We start from the raw sequence: 15,343 nt of genomic DNA on the forward strand, positions 1-15,343 counted from the left end.
ATATGGTGTAAGTCCCCGGCGGCGGAGGTGGTTGTGCGCGACCCCTTGGCAGAACCTTCGGACCTGATCCGCAGCGTGTCCCGAGCGCTGCGGGTGCTGGAGTCGGTCGGTCGCGCCCCGAAAGGCCTGACCGTCAAGCAGATCGCCCGGCGGTGCGAGCTGACCGTGGCCACCACCTACCACCTCGTCCGCACCCTCGCCTACGAGGGCTACGTGATCCGTCGCGAGGACGGCACGTACATCGTGGGGTTGGAAGTGGCCGACCGTTACCGGGAGCTGGTGACCGCGTTCCGGGGCCCGCCAGCGGTCGGTGAGACGCTACGGCGGGCTGCTCTGGACACCGGCTACAGCCACTACCTTGGTCGCTTCGTCGGCGGTCAGGTGGCCCTCACGGCGGTCGCCGAGGGGCACCGCTCGCCCTACCTGGAGGACCTGGTCCCCGGCTTCGACGAGGGGGCGCACGCGACTGCCCTCGGCAAGTCGCTGCTCGCCACTCTCACCGCCGACCAACGTCACCGCTATCTGCGCGAGTACGGCATGCGTCCGTTCACCACCGCCACGCTGACGACCACCGAGACGTTCGAGGCCGACCTGGCCGCCGGTGACCGGCGCGGCATGCAGTTGGAGATGGGGCAGTTCCGCCAGGGGGTGGCCTGCGCGGCGGTGCTCGTCGCACCGGACAAGGACATGGAGCGTCGCGTCGTGCTGGCCTGCGCGTTGCCGGCCAGCGAGATGATGACCTCCGCCCGGGTGGTACGAGCCAAGCTGCTCACCGTGGCCCGCAGCGTCGCCGACGGCATCGCCGCCGACAGCTGACCGCCGAGAGGCCCTCTCCCGGGCTGGGAGAGGGCCTCTCGGGGCGGTCCAGCGCCGGACCGCCGGAGCAACGTCAGCGGCCTCTCGGCCGTGGGTACGGCGTCAGCTGCCGACTGGGCCGCCGTCGAGGCGCCAGGTGACCACCACGCCCGGCTTGGCGTAGTCGCCGTCGGGCCAGTTCGACGCCGGGTTCTCCACCGAGGCGCCGGTGATCTCACCCGGGTGCTGCACCGCGACGAAGACCGAGCGGTTGTCGCCGGTGATGAACGGCCCGCAGGTCTCCGCACCGAGCGGCACGGTCAGGAACTGCTTGAGGTGACCCTTCTCCGGGCCCTCCACAGCGGTGGCGAACAGGCCGTCGTTGCTGCCCAGCTGGTTGCCGTCGGTGGAGATCCACAGGTTGCCGGTGGCGTCGAAGGCGACGTTGTCCGGGCAGGAGATCGGGGAGACCTTGGTCTTGTCGTACCCGGCGAAGAAGGTCGACGGGTCGGTCGGGTCGCCGCAGACGATCGGCAGTGACCAGGCGAAGGTCTCGGCGGTGTTGTCGTTGCGGTCCTCGACCAGCTCCAGGATCTGCCCGTGCTTGTTCTCGTTGCGCGGGTTGGCCTCGTCGGCTGCCGCCTTGCCGGCCTTGCCGCGGTCGGTGTTGTTGGTCAGCGCCACGTACACCTTGCCGGTGAGCAGGCTCGGCTCGACGTCCTCGGGGCGGTCCATCTTGGTCGCGCCGACCTTGTCACCGGCGAGCCGGGTAAAGGTGAGCACGTCCGCGGCGGTCATCCCGTCGACGAACGACCGGTTGCCGCTGACCAGCTTGATCCAGCGACCCCGACCGTTGAATGCGCCGTCGGTGGGGAGCTTGCCCGAGCCGTCGATCTCGGCAGCGCTGGTCTGGTCGAGCTTCGCCACGTAGAGCGTGCCGGACTCCAGCAGGGTCAGGTTGTGCTTACGGGCAGCCCAGGAGTTGCCCTTCATGAACTTCTTGTCCGAAACGAACTTGTACAGGTAGTCGAACCGCTCGTCGTCGCCCATGTACGCGACCACGTGGCCGTCCTTGGCCACGATCACGTTCGCGCCCTCGTGCTTGAACCGGCCCATCGCGGTGTGCTTGCGCGGGCGGCTCTCCGGGTCGAACGGGTCGATCTCGACGATCCAACCGAACCGGTGCGCCTCGTTGGGGTGCTTGGCCAGGTCGAAGCGGTCGTCGGCGCGCTCCCACTTGCGGCTGCCACTGGGGTAGCGGCTGGCGGTGCTGATGCCGTAGCGGTCCAGCTTCGGCTTCAGCTCGGCCGGAGCGGCATCCGCGCCGACGAAGTACTGGTTGAAGTTCTCCTCACCGGAGAGCACCGTGCCCCACGGGGTCACGCCACCGGCGCAGTTGTTCAGCGTGCCGACGACCGTACGACCCTTGGGGTCGGCGGCAGTCTTCAGCCAAGCCGAGCCAGCAGCCGGGCCGGTCAGATCGAACTTGGTGCTGAGCGCGGTGACCCGCCGGTTGTACGGCCGGCGGCCGTTGTCGACCGGCTTCCACTGCCCGGTGCCAGCGACCCGCTCCAACTCGACCACGGACATGCCGTGCGCGGCCATGGCGATGCGCAACTGCTCCACGGAGAGCCCGTCCAGGCCGGGGAAGCCCGGGAACATCAGGTCCTCGTTGGTGTACTCGTGGTTGACCACGAGCAGCGCCCGCTTGCCCTGCTTGTCCAGCGGCAGCACGCCCACGAAGTCGTTGTTGTAACCGAACTGCTTGGACTGCGCCGCGGCGGTCTGGTGGTGCAGGTTGAACTCCGGCGCGCCCGGCACCACCGGGTCACCCCACTTGATCACCACGGCATGGTCGTAGCCGTTCGGAACGACCAGGGTGTCCAGCTTGTTCGGCGGGATCGGCTTGAAGGTCAACGCGCCGTTGCCGACACCGGTGCTGGGACGGCCGAAGCCGAAGGCCTCTGGGACGTCCGGGGTGGTGGGGGCCGCCATGGCGGGGGCCGCGCCGGCCAGCGCGCCGGCAGCCGCGCCGCCGAAACCGAGGACCAGCGCCCCGACCGCGCCGGCCCGGACCACGCCGCGCCGCGAGACCTCCGCGTTGACGACGTCCCCGAAGTACGCGTTCTCGGAGGTGTTCGGGACCGGGTGGTCACAGGCGTTTCCGCAGCGGTACAAGCAGGTCATGGCGTCACGGGTCCCATGGCGGGTGCCAGTCAACAGGGGGAGCAGCCGGGGACGGTCGCTCATGAGAGAAGCCTCCAGAAAAGTCGGTGGCACGACAGGCGGCGCGTACCAGGCGGACGCTAGGAGAACGTGGTGAGCGCTCGTCGGCCTTGAGCTGAACCGGGCGTGAACACATTCACGGGCGGCAACCGGCATGTGACCGGTGTGACCTCGGGCTGAACTGATCGGCGTGACTGCGCGTACTTCTGATCGAACGCACCGCCGGACGCGCGCCGGAAGCGAGGAGACCGCCATCAGCGACCACGACGCCCAACTGCTGCGCGCGCTGCACGACGAGCACGCGGAGGCGCTGTACGCCCATGCCCTGCGGCTGGTCAACGGGGACCGGCAGCGAGCCGAGGACCTGGTGCAGGAGACGTTGCTGCGGGCCTGGCGACACCCGGAGTCACTGGACCCGCAACGCGGTTCGGTGCGGTCCTGGCTCTTCACCACCGCCCGCAACCTGGCCATCGACGCCTGGCGGCGGCGGTCCTCCCGGGTCGGCGAGGTGTTCACCGACGACCTGCCCGAACCGCCCGAGGTGATCGACGAGGCCGAGCGGGCGGTGGAGGCGTGGACCGTCGCCGAGGCGCTGAACCGACTCAGCCCGACCCACCGGGAAGTGCTGGTTGAGTGCTTCTATCAGGGACGGTCGGTGGCTGAGGCCGCGTCCCGCCTGGGCGTACCCCCAGGGACCGTGAAGTCCCGCACCCACTACGCGCTGCGGTCTCTACGGTTGGTCCTGGCTGAGATGGGAGTGACGGGATGACCCGGTGCGAGTTCGCGCACGACGATGGCGCGTACGTGCTGGGTGCCCTGGCTCCCGCCGAGCGGGCTGCCTACGAGCGGCACCTTGGCGGTTGCGCCTCCTGCCGGGAGGCGGTCGCCGAGATCGCCGTCCTGCCCGGGTTGCTCGGGCGCCTCGACCCGGCGGGATTGGAGCAGATCCTGCCGCCGCCGGCTCCGCCCCGGGTGCCCGCGCTGCTCGAGGAGGCCCGGCGTCGCCGGCGTCGGGAACGCACTGCGGGCCGACGACGGTACGCGCTGACCACGCTGGCTGCGGCCGGGCTGGCCCTGGTTGTCGGTGTGGGCACAGCCGTGGTGCTGCCCGGCCCTGCGAGCCCGCCCGGCCCTCCGGAAGCGCAGGGCAGCACGACCGCACCGCAGGTGTCGATGGTCGCCATGCGACCGGTGGCCGCCGCCGGGCCGGTGCATGCCGACATTGGACTCACCGGCACCGAGTGGGGCACCGAGGTGACCATGCGTTGCGGGTACGACGCGCGGACGAGCTATGGCAAGGCGTACCCGTTCCGGCTGATGGCGCGCGGCCCGAACGGTGCCAGCGAGCAGATCGGCTCCTGGCTGGCCGCACCGGGCGACGCCCTCCAGTTCACCGGTGCCACGAGGTTCACCGATGCCGAACTGGTAAGCGTCGAACTCCAAAGAGCCGACGGCACACCAATCCTCACCTACGCAGTCCCGTAACCCGCCCCGCCCGCCCCGCCCGCCCCCGCCCCGCCCCGCCCCTCGCCCTCGCCCTCCCTCACCCCACCCGTCGCGCGCCGATCTTGCACTTTCTGTGCTGCCATAAGGGGCGAAGTGCCTATATCGGCGACCGAAACTGCAAGATCGCGGGGGTGGGGGCGGGGGCGGGGTGGGTTACGGGGCGGGGATGAGCAGTTTGCGGGTTTCCGTTCGGGTTTGGCGGGAGTTTCTCACTGCGTCGGCGGTGAAGACTACGAGGGCGAGCCAGACCAGCGCGAAGCCGGCGAGGCGGGCCGGAGGCATCGGCTCGTGGAAGATCAGCACGCCGCAGCCGAGCTGGAGGATCGGAGCCAGATACTGGATCATGCCGAGGCTGCTCAGGGGCAGCCGGTTGGCCGACCCGGCGAACAGGAGCAGCGGGATCGCCGTGGCCGCACCGGCCAGCACCAGCAGCGCGGTGTGCCCGGCCGAGACGTGCCCGAAGGTGGACTCGGCCCGACTCGTCAGCCAGGCCAGGTAACCCAGCGCCGGCAGCGCCAGCACCGCCGACTCGACGAAGAGCCCTTCCGCCGCAGGCAGCCCGAGCCGCTTCTTGACCAGGCCGTAGCCGGCGAAGCTGAACGCCAGGGTCAACGCCAACCACGGCAGCCGGCCGTAGTCCACCGTGAGCACCACAACCGCCGAGGCACCGATCCCCAGCGCCACCCACTGTGTCGCGCGTAGTCGCTCGCGCAGCACCGTCACCCCGAGCAGCACCACGACCAGCGGGTTGATGAAGTAACCGAGCGCGGTCTCCACCACTCGGTCCGAGTTGACCCCGTAGATGTAGGTGCCCCAGTTGACAGCGATCAGCGCGGCGGCGGCGACGATCCCGGCCACCGCCCAGGGGCGTCGCAGCAGCGCCCGCAGGAAGCCGACGTTGCGCAACGCGGCCAGCAACAGGGCCACGAAGAGCACCGACCAGACGATCCGGTGGGCCAGGATCTCCAGCGGGCCAGCCGGGCGCAACAGCTTGAGATAGAGCGGAAAGAAACCCCAGAGCAGGTACGCGCCGAGGCCGTAGAGGTATCCCAGACGGAGTGGCGTCACGCCTCCACCGTAAGGGGCATGCCGCTGCTTTGCTCCTTTCCGGTGACCGGGGTCACCGGCGGACGCTGGTCGAGCTGCATCCACCGTTCCGGCACGTCCAAGGGCGTGAAACCCGCTCGCGCGTACACCTGGTGTGCGTCCTTCGTGCAGAGCAGGATCCGGCGTACGCCCAGCTCGGCCAGATGGTCGCGGATGCTGCCGGCCAGCCACCCACCCAACCCACGGCCCCGGGAGGCGCGGTCGACGTACACGTCGCAGAGCCACGCGAAGGTGGCACCATCGGTGACCACCCGGGCGACCGCCACCTGGCGGCCGTCCTCAGGCCGGTAGACGCCGAACGGCAGTGAGCCGGCGAACGCCCGCGCGACGGTCTCCCGGTCCCGGCCAAGCGCCCAATACGCGTCGGTGGACAACCAGAGGTGCACCAGGTCCAGATCGAGCCGGGCGGGATCGGTGCTGAGCAGGTGGCCGTCGGTGCGGGTCAGCGAGAACACCCCTCGACGTTAACCGCCGAGGTGGGCTCCCGTACCGACCAATTCCCGAACTCTGGTCATTGGCCCGCCGGGGCTCCGGCCTTGGTCGGAGCCCCGGACGGGCCGGGTCGGTGCTGGCCGGTGGACGGTCAGTCCCGGTCGAGGACGGCGCCGAGGATCCAGGTCACGATGCTCACGAAGAGAGCACCGAGCACGGCGGCCGGCCAGAAGCCGTCCACAGAGAACGGCAGCCCGGCCTGATCGGCGATCCAGCTGGTGAGCAGGAACAGCAGCCCGTTCACCACCAGCGCGATGAGACCAAGGGTCAGTAGGTAGAAGCCGCAGCCGACGGTCTTGATGACCGGCTGGAGAACCGCGTTGACCACGCCGAAGATCACCGCCACCAGGAGCAGCGTGGTCACCGTCTCGCCGGCGGAGTCGGATTCCAGAGAGATGCCCGGAATGAGGAGTGTGGCCAGCCAGAAAGCCAACGCTGTGCTGGCCAGCCGAATCAGCAGACCTTTCAGAAAACCCATGGCGGGGATCGTGCCACGGACCTGGCACCGCCGTAACCCGGCAGATGACGATCCTGGTGGATCACCCCCGCGCCGGCCGCCCGATCAGTTGCGCCTCGATCGGAGTGGGAGAGACCAGCGCCCAGCGCAGCGCCCGCCGGTTGACCACGGCGACCATGTCGTCCCGGATCCGGGTCAGCCACTCGGCCGAGCCACCCAGCCCCAGCGCAGCGCCGGCCAGCGCGGCCTCGGCGGCGTTCAGCGGCTGAAGCAATGCCAGGTCGGCCCGGCTCAACGCGTCCACGTCCGCTGCGGTCAGCTCGTCCCGCACCACCAGAGTGGCCCGCCACGGTGGGCCCGGCTCGGCCTCGGCCGACACCGGCCCGGCGTCGACGACAAGCAGCAACGGACGCAGCGCGGTGCCCACCCCGTCGGCGATGGGTCGACCGGGTGGGATCAGCGGGATCGTGCCGCCCGGCGCGCCCACCCCTCGGACGAATGGCTCCCAGGCGCGCGGCCGTGCGGTCTGCACCACCACCAGGGCACCGAGCGCCAAAGCGCGCAGGGCCACCAACTGGGCGACGCGCACTCCGCCGACCAGCAGCACCCGGGTGCTCTCCGGCCGGAACAGCCGCACGGTGACGGCTCTGCCGTGCCTGTTCGTGCCGACCATCATCCCGGCGTCGCCCAGGGTCAGCTCCCAGTCCTCGACTGCGGGGCGGGGCTGCGCCCCGGGTGCGGTCAGCGCCAATGGCAGCGTGGCGGCCAACCCGAACAGGTGTGCGCCGTCGAGCCGTTGCAACTCCCCGCCCAGGTCGGTCACCAGACGACCCAGTGCCTCGCTGGCCACGGCCAACTCGGTCGCCGTGCCGGCGGCCAGGCGTACGGTCAGCTCGGTCGGCACTCCACCGGCACCGGTGACCGACGGTGGACCCGCGGTGATCGACACCGTCGTCGCGGTCGCCGGCAGCGCAAGCAGCCGGGGCACCAGCCGTCGTCCACCCGCACCGTCCGGCTCCGGCCACTGGATCAGTCGGAAGGTGGCCTGGAGCAGGGCACCGGACCGGAGCGCCGGCCAGGACTCCCGAACCGGCTGGCCGTCATGGTGAGCCAACTCGCCCAGGACACGCAGCGCCGCAGGCACGCCGAGTGGCCGCGCGGTCAGCGAGCCGAGCCGGCGGACGATGCGGCGCACCGTGCCGGCGAGGACGCGGCGCAGGTCTTCCTCAGACCACCCGTCCACCCGCAGCACCCGGACCGCCACCACCGCCCGCTCCCGTCCGGCGAGTCGCCCATCGGTGAGCTGCCGGTACGACGTGCCGACTGTGCCGCCCGCGGCCGGCACCGGCGCCGGCACCCCGCCGAGCAGGAGTTGGACCCGCAGTGGGGGCACGTCCGGCCCGGCCGGGGGCAGCAACGCGGACGGTGCGGGTATCGCCCGAGACACGTCGCCGAGCAGATCGCCGGGGTCGCCGAGCTCTAGCAGCGCGACCATGCCCGCGGTGTCCTCGAGAACAGCCGCCGCCCCGCCGGTCAGCTCCGTCGAGAGGACGACGGTGCCCGGGGCGACCAGGTCGAGCAGGTCGGCGGCTCCGGCCGGCCCGGCCAGCGCCCGCCGTCGGGTCAGGTGCGCGACGGCGGTGCCCAGCCATTCGAAGAGCCATCGGCCCCGCAGCCGGACCCCGGCGACCGCCACCAGCAACACCGCCACGAGTGCGGCCGCGGCGACGACGGGTGCGGGCCGGCCGAGGGCGCTGAGGACGAGCACCGCCGCGACCTGCGCGGTAACCAGTTGCCCGGCCCGTACGCCTGCGCCCGCCCGTCGACTGGACGAGGCCCAGCGCTCGATGAGCGGTCGGCGACGGGGTGTGCGCTGACCGGCCGAGCCCAGCCCGCCAGCGGAGGGCCGGCTCGGCTCGTCGCGCCTGACTGCTCCCGGAACGGCGCTTGGCCCGGACCCGACCGGGGTCGTCGGGTGCGGGCCTCCGGTGGTGATCGCCGGCACCGTGCCTCCTCGACCAGTGGGGACCGTGGCGGGTCGGCGGCCACCCTCCGGCGGCCCGTCACACGCCGCGACGTGGCTGCCGCACATCGTAAGCGACCGATGGCTGCCATGGTTGTCCACAGGGGAGGCGTAGGGGGTAGCAGAACCGCTAGGAGGTCGCTACCGTCAGCCACGAAGTCCGTCGCTGACCCGCGTCTGCCAGTGCTCGACGACCGGGCCAAGCGAACGACGCGTCCCCAGGGCGGGCGCGTCGACGGCCAAGGTGCGATCAGAGAGACGAGGTGACGTCCGGGTGTCCCAGACCCAGGCAGAAGCCGCGGTGATGCAGCAGACCGCCGCGAAGTTCGAGCAGGTGGACCAGTCGTTGCAAACCATGCTGACCGGCCTGCTGGCCGAGCTGCAGGTGTTGCAGCAGGCCTGGCGTGGCGCTGGTGGCCGGTCTTTCGAGCAGGTCAAACAGCAGTGGTCACAGGACCAGGCGGCGCTGCACCGAGCGCTGCGGGAGACCGCCGGGGCAATCCGTACCGCCGGCCGGCAGTACGACGTCTCCGACGACGACGTGGCCAGCCGGGTAGCCGGCACCAACCGCGGCGGCATCCAGCTGCCGCTCTGATCCTGTTAAGGAGGGAAATCCGATGGACCACGGTGTGCTGGTCGTCAACTTCGCCGCGCTTCAGCAGGCCGGCGCAGACATTCAGAAGGCGTTGAACACACTCGACTCGCAGCTCGGCCAACTCGAACGAGATGCCGCACCACTGGTGGCGAGCTGGACGGGTGAGGCCCGACAGGCATACGAGCAGCGGCAGGCCCGGTGGCGCTCCGCCTCGCAGGACCTCCAGGCGATGCTGCGTGACATCAAGTTGGCGGTGGACGACTCCGCGACCGACTACCTGGACACCGAGAAGAAGAACACCGGGCTGTTCCAGTGAGCGCGGTCGGCCGGGAGCGCTGATCGTGTCTGGGTCAGTGCCCCGGCCGCTGCGTCGCAGAGGTCGAGGCGGTCAGCTCGCAGGGTCAGGCTGGATCGGCCGGGCGCCAGCGTCGGCGGGCACCGCGGGGCAACACCAGGGCGAGCAGCACCACGGTGGCTGCCGTCGTGCCGACCACCGCACCGAGCAACAGGGCCCGGTCCCGCGCGGTCGCACGGCGAGCCTGACGGGCGAGCAGTGCCGGATCGGTCCGGTCGTCGGCGAGCACGGCGACCGGCTGAGGGTCGGCCGCGCGGCCGCCGCTGGTCTCGGTGACCGCCCGGTACGGGTTCAGCACGCCGGCACCGTACCCGCCGCCGTGGCCCGCGCCGGGAGCTGGATCGGCGGTCGCGATGATGCGTTCCGCCACCTGGGCAGCGGTCAACTCGGGCCGATACTGGCGCAGCAACGCCGCCGTGGCGGCCACGAAGGGCGCGGCGTAGCTGGTGCCCTCGACCTGATGATGGCCTGCCCCGGGGGCTGCGGTCAGCACCTCGCTGCCCGGTGCGACCAGGTCGACGTACGAGCCGGTCTGCGAGAAGGTCGCCCGCCCACCGTCCGCGCCGATCGCCCCGACGCCGAGCACCCCTTCGTAGCCGGCGGGAAACGGTCGGGGGTCCCCGCTGTCGTGCAGGTTGCCAGCGGCGGCCACCAGCACCACATTCCGGTCGACCGCATACTGCACGGCCGAACGGACTTCCGGGTCGTCCGCGTACAGCACCACGGACAGGTTCACCACGTCGGCATCGTGATCGACAGCCCACCGGATGGCCTGGGCGAACTCCCCGGCGCTGACCGTACGCCCCGACTCCCGCCCCTGCACCACCTGCTGCTCACTCACCCGCACCGGCATGATCCGGGCACCCGGCGCCAAACCGCGGAAGGCGACGCCGGGCTGGGGTGCCGCCGCGATGATGCTCGCCACGCCGGTGCCGTGCCCAGCGCAGTCCTGACTGCCGTCCCCGCCGGGGTCGAGCAGGTCGGTGCCGGCCAGCACGCGCCCGGCCAGCTGAGGGTGCACCCGATCCACCCCGGAGTCGACCACCGCGACGATCACCCCGGCGCCAGTGGCCAGCGGCGCGAGCCGAGCGGGGTCGTACCGTTGCTGTGGCCACGGTGCGGCCGTGACCGGTCGGACGGGGGCGAGGGGGGTCGCGCACGCCGGTGCCGTCCGGAGCCTGGCGGTGGCGGCAACGGTCGGGAGGGCCGGTACGGTCAGCAGGCTGGCGGCGAGACCTGCGAGGACCGGGCGCATGATCGATCGGGACATCGACAGCCTCCGTATCGTGTCGGCTCCGGGACGGGATGTTATCGCCTCGCCCGCGCCCAGGCAGACCGCTGGCGGCCAGCCATTGTGATCTTGGTACCACCTTGTAGGTTGTACGCGATACCTGTGGCCTGTTCTCGGAAGGAGAGGTGGCCGTGACCGAATGGGAGCCGGCCACGGAGGCCGAGGTGGCGATGCGCGACGCGCTGCGCGCCAACGACCAGGAGCTGTACTTCCGGCTGCTGTCCCGCGCAGATCTGTTGTTGCCGGTCTCCGCGCCGACGCAGCCCGGCCAGGCACCCTCTGGCTGGGGCACCTGGACCACCGGGGGCCGGACCCACGTGCTGGCCTTCACCTCCGCCGCCGCGCTGCGCGCCTGCCTTGGCGAGCACCCCGGAAGTAATCGCCGCATTCCCTTCGCCGACCTCGCGATCGGCTGGCCCAACCAGGAGTGGTGGCTCGCCGTCAACCCGGGTCTGCCGGTCGAGGGCTACCTGCCGGCCTGGTTCGTGGCTCAGCTCTCCCGGGGTGACGTGCGACTGCCTGGTCGCGCCATGGGTGCCCGCGCTCGCCTGGAGCGGGCGGAAACCCTGGCCCGCACCCGGACCGGCGCGCCCGGCCGGGACGCAGCGCCAGCCGCTGGATCGCCGCCCGGTCCCGCCCCGGTTCCGCCCGCCGCGGTCCCACCTCCTCCGTTCCCACCCGCTGCGGTCCCACCTCCTCCGTTCCCACCCGCTGCGGTCCCACCCGCCTCGAATCCGCCTGCTCCGGTCTCACCCCTCAGGGCCGCGCGGGGTGCGATGCCCCGGGCGGCGAGCGCCCCGTCGGCGCCCGGCCCAGCGCCGTGGACGCCCCGCCCCGCTGAACCGCCGCGTCGACCCGGCGAGGAGGACATGCCCGCCGCCGGTCAGCGGTACCCGAGCGACCCGACCCGACCAGGCGTGTCGGGCACCGGCGCCCTGCCCCGCACCGGCCGGCCTTCCCGGTTCACACCGTTGGCGCCCGCTGACCGTCCCGGTGTCGGTCCGGCCGATCAACCGGGCCCGGGCGTGGGTTGGCCGGCAGCGAATCGACCGGGCGAAGTCGACGGCCTGACTGCGGGCAACGGCAACGGCGGGCCCCCGGCGGCTCGACGCTCCTTCTTCGAACCCACCCCCCGCGATCGGGTGTCCGACGCGACGCCGAGTGGGGGCCGATCCGGTGACCGCGCGGTCCCACCAACTCGATTCGGGCCGGGCAGCCAGCCCTTCCCACGCCGCCGCCCGGCCGACGCGCCGGCCGAGGAGGCTGCGACACGGGCCTTCCCGATGATGGGCACGGACGCCACCCGGCCGCTGCGGCAGCCGGCAGGCGACCTCGGTGCGTCCCGAGGGGTACGCGCACCGGCACCAGGCGAGGAAGTCACCCAGCCTCTGCCTCCGCGCCGACCCGATCCGGTGGCAGAGGAGCCCACCCGCGCCTTCCGAATGACGGGCGAGCCGCCGATGACCAGGGTGGCGCAGCGGCCCAGCCCCTCGGCGGAGGAGACCCAGGCGATCCCGCGTGACCGGCCGAGCCGATTCGGGCCGGTGGAGGAGTTGCCGGCATCGGTCGCAGAGCCGGTCTCCAGCCCGCCCGCTCCGCGCCGCGGCTTCACGCCCATCGTGATCGAGGGCACCATCATCGAGTCCCGCGACCTCGCCGACCCGGTCGAGACCAGCGGCCCATTCGACGAGGTTCGGCGGCCCCGCCCCGCCGAGGCGGCCCCGCCACCGTTCGGTTCCTCGCCCTCCGGTCCGGACCTGTTCAGCCCGTCGTCTTACCGCCCCAGCCCGTCCGGTCCCGCGTCATTCAGCCCCAGCCAGCCCGCTCCAGGCCCGTTCGCGCCGCCCGCCACGGGTCCGGCAGAGACCGGCCCCGCCGACGATGGCCTGAACGGCGCCGGCTTGGGCGACGATGGCCTGGGCGGCGCCGGCTTGGGCGACGCTGGCTTGGGCGACGCTGGCTTGGGCGACGCTGGCTTGGGCGGTCTGCACACCGATCAGCACAGTGGCTTCCCGGTTGGTGGCGATGGCACCGACATCGAGGGTTCGTCGGTCGACGCGACCGGCTCGGATCGGACCGTCAGCGGCGAGAGCCCGACCGCAGACGGCGACGGGCAGCGCCCGCCCGCCGACGAGCCCGTGCCGGTCGAGTTCGATCCGGCCAACACTGTCGAGGAAGACCTGCTCGGTGCCGCCGGTGCCGGCAGCACCGACACGTTCCTGTCCACCCTGCTGCTGGCCCGCGTGCTGCTGCCGGCGGCACCGGATTCGGTGCCGGGCAGCCGCCCCGGTGATTCGGGCTTCGTCTGGCGTACGGCGGAGCTCGACGGCGAAACGTACGTGGTGGTCTACACGTCGCCGGAGCGCCTCGCCGACCACGTCGAGGGCGACGTCGACACGGTCCGGGTGAAGTTCGCCCAACTGATTCGGCGTTGGCCGGACGAGGATTGGTCGTTCGCCGTCAACCCGGGCACTCCGGTCGGTGCCAAGTTGCCCGGCGAGCAGATCGTCGCGTTGGCCAACTGGGCCGCCGAGGTGGGGCTCGGTGACGACCTGGAGGTGGACCCGGAGGAAGCGCCGGCCGTGGCCGAGCCCACCGCCCGCCCCCGGTACGCCCCAACGGCGGTCGACCCGACCCGACCGACAGTCATGCAGAAGGCGATCGCGCCCAGTCAGCTCGCGTACTACCTGGACCGGGGATACGACCGGGTTTCCGGTTTCGTGCACCGGGCCGGTGAGCTGGCCCACCTGACCACGCCGGCTCAGGTGCACGAAGCGCTCGGCCTCAGCTACCCCGGCTCGCCGTTCACCCCGGACGCCGACGAGATCTACGTGCTGCGCTGGCCGGCACATCGGCCGAGCCTCTACCGGATCCCGTACGGCGGTCAGAACGAGGCGGCGATGCGGGCCATGGAGGGCTGGGTCATCGAGCGTCCACCCTTCCGGGGCAACGGCTTCGCCCCGGGCGAGAGCAGCGACGTGGTGGCGGAGTTCAAAGTGGACAGCGCGCGCCTCCCGCACGGCACACAGTTGTGGCGGATCGGCGCGGACGGCACCGAGCGGGTGGTCGCGGAGTTGGACACCGACGCGGTGCTCTGGCGACGGGTCGGTGAGGCGTGATGCGCGACGGTTACGTGGCCCGCTGGCAGGGCCGGGAATACCAGGCCAGCCCAGATGGTGACGACATCCGCCTCTACCAGCCCGAGCCGGGCGAGGGCTTCGAGGAGATCCGCGCGGGCCGGTATGTCCGGGTGCTGCCGGCGAGTGAGATCGAGGATCTGGCGTACGTGCGGACCACCTGCACCTGGCAGGGGCAGCCGTTCATCGTGCTCGGCGAGCACGACGCCTGGCTGCGGGTGGAATACACCGGTGGCCGTTGGCCGGTGGCTGAGGCAATGCGGCTGGAGGTCTTCGACTTCGGCGTCTACCAGGGTTGGGCACCGGCAGCCGAGGTCACCGACCTGCGGGAGCAACGGGTCTGAGCGGTCAACTCTTGGCCCAGCGCAGGATTTCGCCGAGCACCAACTCCGGTGCCTCCAGGTGCGGGAAGTGCCCCACCCCGTCGAGCAGCCGCCACTCGTAGGGTGCGACGACGTAGCGGCCGGAGCCCAGGGCGGTGCGCGGCAGGGAGGCGACGTCCAGCGCACCGTGCAGTTGCAGGGTCGGGGTGGCCAGCGGTTTCTGCATCAGACGCACGAACCGGTAGCCGTGCAACCGCAGCAACGAGCGGAACGCCCAGCGGTACCCCTCCAACGCGCAGAACGCGGCCTGTGGAATGCACATCGCCTCCCGGCAACGCTCGGCGTACGCCTCGAAATCAGGCCCGGCCACCCAGCGTGGCCCGCCCCAGCGGCGCAGGATCTCCGCGACGGCCGCCGCGCCGTCCCGGGTCAGTACGTGCTCGTAGCGGGGGAGCTGGAACTTCAGCGCAGGGGTGGAGGCGGCGAACTGCCCGCGCGGGTCGGCGAAGATGCCGGCGCGCAGTCGCAGCGGGTGTGGCGCCCCCAGCACGACGAGCCGGCGGACCAGGGCCGGGTGGAATGAGGCCACCGTCCAGCCGACCATGCCGCCGACCCCGCTACCGACGATCGTCGTCGACCGTTCACCGAGCGCGCGGATCAACCCGGCGATGTCGGCGGCGAGGGTGTAGCCGTCGTACCCCCGGGGTGGTTTGTCGCTGGCGCCGTAGCCGCGCAGGTCGACGGCGACCGCCCGGAAACCGGCGTCGGCGACCGCCGGCAGCATCTGGTGCCACGCCCACCAGTGCTCCGGGAAACCGTGCAGGAAGAGCACCATCGGCCCGGTGCCGGCCTCGACCACATGGAACCGGGTGCCGTTGGCGCCGACGAAGCGGTGCGTCCACGGCCCCTCGGTGAGGACGCAGGACTCGTCGACGGCTCCGCCGCGCTGGTCGGTCATGGCAGACAGCCTAGGACTTGGTCACCGATGACGGCCCTGGTGGTCGCGTTGAACAGGGAGAAGCCCGGGTTGTCCCCT

14 protein-coding genes are annotated in these 15,343 nt (G+C 71.7%); 7 read left to right on the plus strand and 7 right to left on the minus strand.

The window, feature by feature from the left end; genetic code table 11:
• Positions 1-33 precede the first annotated feature (33 nt).
• The gene (locus tag ACLQ28_RS06610) at positions 34-816 is read left to right on the plus strand and encodes an IclR family transcriptional regulator (protein ID WP_425685275.1); all 783 of its coding nucleotides are present in this window, start codon (positions 34-36) and stop codon (positions 814-816) included.
• 102 nt (positions 817-918) lie between these two features.
• Here ACLQ28_RS06610 and ACLQ28_RS06615 read toward each other — a convergent pair whose 3' ends face one another.
• Positions 919-3,045, minus strand: a complete 2,127-nt coding sequence (locus ACLQ28_RS06615; protein ID WP_425685276.1) for a PhoX family protein — start codon at positions 3,043-3,045, stop codon at positions 919-921.
• Between the two features lie 229 nt (positions 3,046-3,274).
• On the opposite strand from ACLQ28_RS06615, the gene ACLQ28_RS06620 reads away from it, so the two are divergent.
• Together ACLQ28_RS06620 and ACLQ28_RS06625 are read left to right on the plus strand one after the other, a co-directional pair.
• Complete coding sequence (locus ACLQ28_RS06620; protein ID WP_425685357.1) at positions 3,275-3,790, plus strand: sigma-70 family RNA polymerase sigma factor; 516 nt, start codon at positions 3,275-3,277, stop codon at positions 3,788-3,790.
• Positions 3,787-4,506, plus strand: a complete 720-nt coding sequence (locus tag ACLQ28_RS06625) for an anti-sigma factor family protein (protein ID WP_425685277.1) — start codon at positions 3,787-3,789, stop codon at positions 4,504-4,506. Before ACLQ28_RS06620 ends, ACLQ28_RS06625 begins: the two co-directional genes overlap by 4 nt.
• Positions 4,507-4,680: 174 nt before the next feature.
• On the opposite strand, the gene rarD is transcribed toward ACLQ28_RS06625, so the two are convergent.
• The 4 genes from rarD to eccE form a co-directional block, all read right to left on the minus strand.
• Positions 4,681-5,595 carry an EamA family transporter RarD gene (gene rarD, locus ACLQ28_RS06630; protein WP_425685278.1) on the minus strand — a complete coding sequence of 305 codons (915 nt, stop codon included), beginning with the start codon at positions 5,593-5,595 and terminating at the stop codon, positions 4,681-4,683.
• Positions 5,592-6,089 carry a GNAT family N-acetyltransferase gene (locus ACLQ28_RS06635; protein WP_425685279.1) on the minus strand — a complete coding sequence of 166 codons (498 nt, stop codon included), beginning with the start codon at positions 6,087-6,089 and terminating at the stop codon, positions 5,592-5,594. Before ACLQ28_RS06635 ends, rarD begins: the two co-directional genes overlap by 4 nt.
• 128 nt (positions 6,090-6,217) lie before the next feature.
• Positions 6,218-6,604: a phage holin family protein gene (locus ACLQ28_RS06640; RefSeq protein ID WP_425685280.1), complete on the minus strand. Its 387-nt coding sequence runs from the start codon at positions 6,602-6,604 to the stop codon at positions 6,218-6,220.
• 61 nt (positions 6,605-6,665) lie between these two features.
• Positions 6,666-8,675 carry a type VII secretion protein EccE gene (gene eccE / locus ACLQ28_RS06645; protein WP_425685281.1) on the minus strand — a complete coding sequence of 670 codons (2,010 nt, stop codon included), beginning with the start codon at positions 8,673-8,675 and terminating at the stop codon, positions 6,666-6,668.
• A gap of 205 nt (positions 8,676-8,880) precedes the next feature.
• Here eccE and ACLQ28_RS06650 point away from each other — a divergent pair, with 205 nt between their 5' ends.
• Together ACLQ28_RS06650 and ACLQ28_RS06655 are read left to right on the plus strand one after the other, a co-directional pair.
• Entirely contained in the window at positions 8,881-9,201 is a 321-nt protein-coding gene (locus tag ACLQ28_RS06650; protein ID WP_425685282.1) for a WXG100 family type VII secretion target, read from the plus strand.
• A 22-nt stretch (positions 9,202-9,223) separates the two neighbouring features.
• Positions 9,224-9,517 carry a WXG100 family type VII secretion target gene (locus ACLQ28_RS06655; protein ID WP_425685283.1) on the plus strand — a complete coding sequence of 98 codons (294 nt, stop codon included), beginning with the start codon at positions 9,224-9,226 and terminating at the stop codon, positions 9,515-9,517.
• 85 nt (positions 9,518-9,602) lie between these two features.
• Here the strand turns inward: ACLQ28_RS06655 and mycP are convergent, their stop codons facing one another.
• Positions 9,603-10,826: a type VII secretion-associated serine protease mycosin gene (gene mycP / locus ACLQ28_RS06660; protein WP_425685284.1), complete on the minus strand. Its 1,224-nt coding sequence runs from the start codon at positions 10,824-10,826 to the stop codon at positions 9,603-9,605.
• Positions 10,827-10,978: 152 nt separating this feature from the next.
• Between mycP and ACLQ28_RS06665 the strand changes: the two genes are divergently transcribed.
• Together ACLQ28_RS06665 and ACLQ28_RS06670 are read left to right on the plus strand one after the other, a co-directional pair.
• On the plus strand, positions 10,979-13,966 hold the full coding sequence (locus ACLQ28_RS06665) for an SseB family protein (RefSeq protein WP_425685285.1): 2,988 nt from the start codon (positions 10,979-10,981) through the stop codon (positions 13,964-13,966).
• On the plus strand, positions 13,963-14,328 hold the full coding sequence (locus tag ACLQ28_RS06670; RefSeq protein ID WP_425685286.1) for a hypothetical protein: 366 nt from the start codon (positions 13,963-13,965) through the stop codon (positions 14,326-14,328). Before ACLQ28_RS06665 ends, ACLQ28_RS06670 begins: the two co-directional genes overlap by 4 nt.
• A 4-nt stretch (positions 14,329-14,332) precedes the next feature.
• Here ACLQ28_RS06670 and ACLQ28_RS06675 read toward each other — a convergent pair whose 3' ends face one another.
• Positions 14,333-15,265 carry an alpha/beta fold hydrolase gene (locus tag ACLQ28_RS06675; RefSeq protein WP_425685287.1) on the minus strand — a complete coding sequence of 311 codons (933 nt, stop codon included), beginning with the start codon at positions 15,263-15,265 and terminating at the stop codon, positions 14,333-14,335.
• Between the last annotated feature and the right edge of the window lie 78 nt (positions 15,266-15,343).

Source organism: Micromonospora sp. DT201 (assembly GCF_049841575.1).
Taxonomy (GTDB): domain Bacteria; phylum Actinomycetota; class Actinomycetes; order Mycobacteriales; family Micromonosporaceae; genus Micromonospora.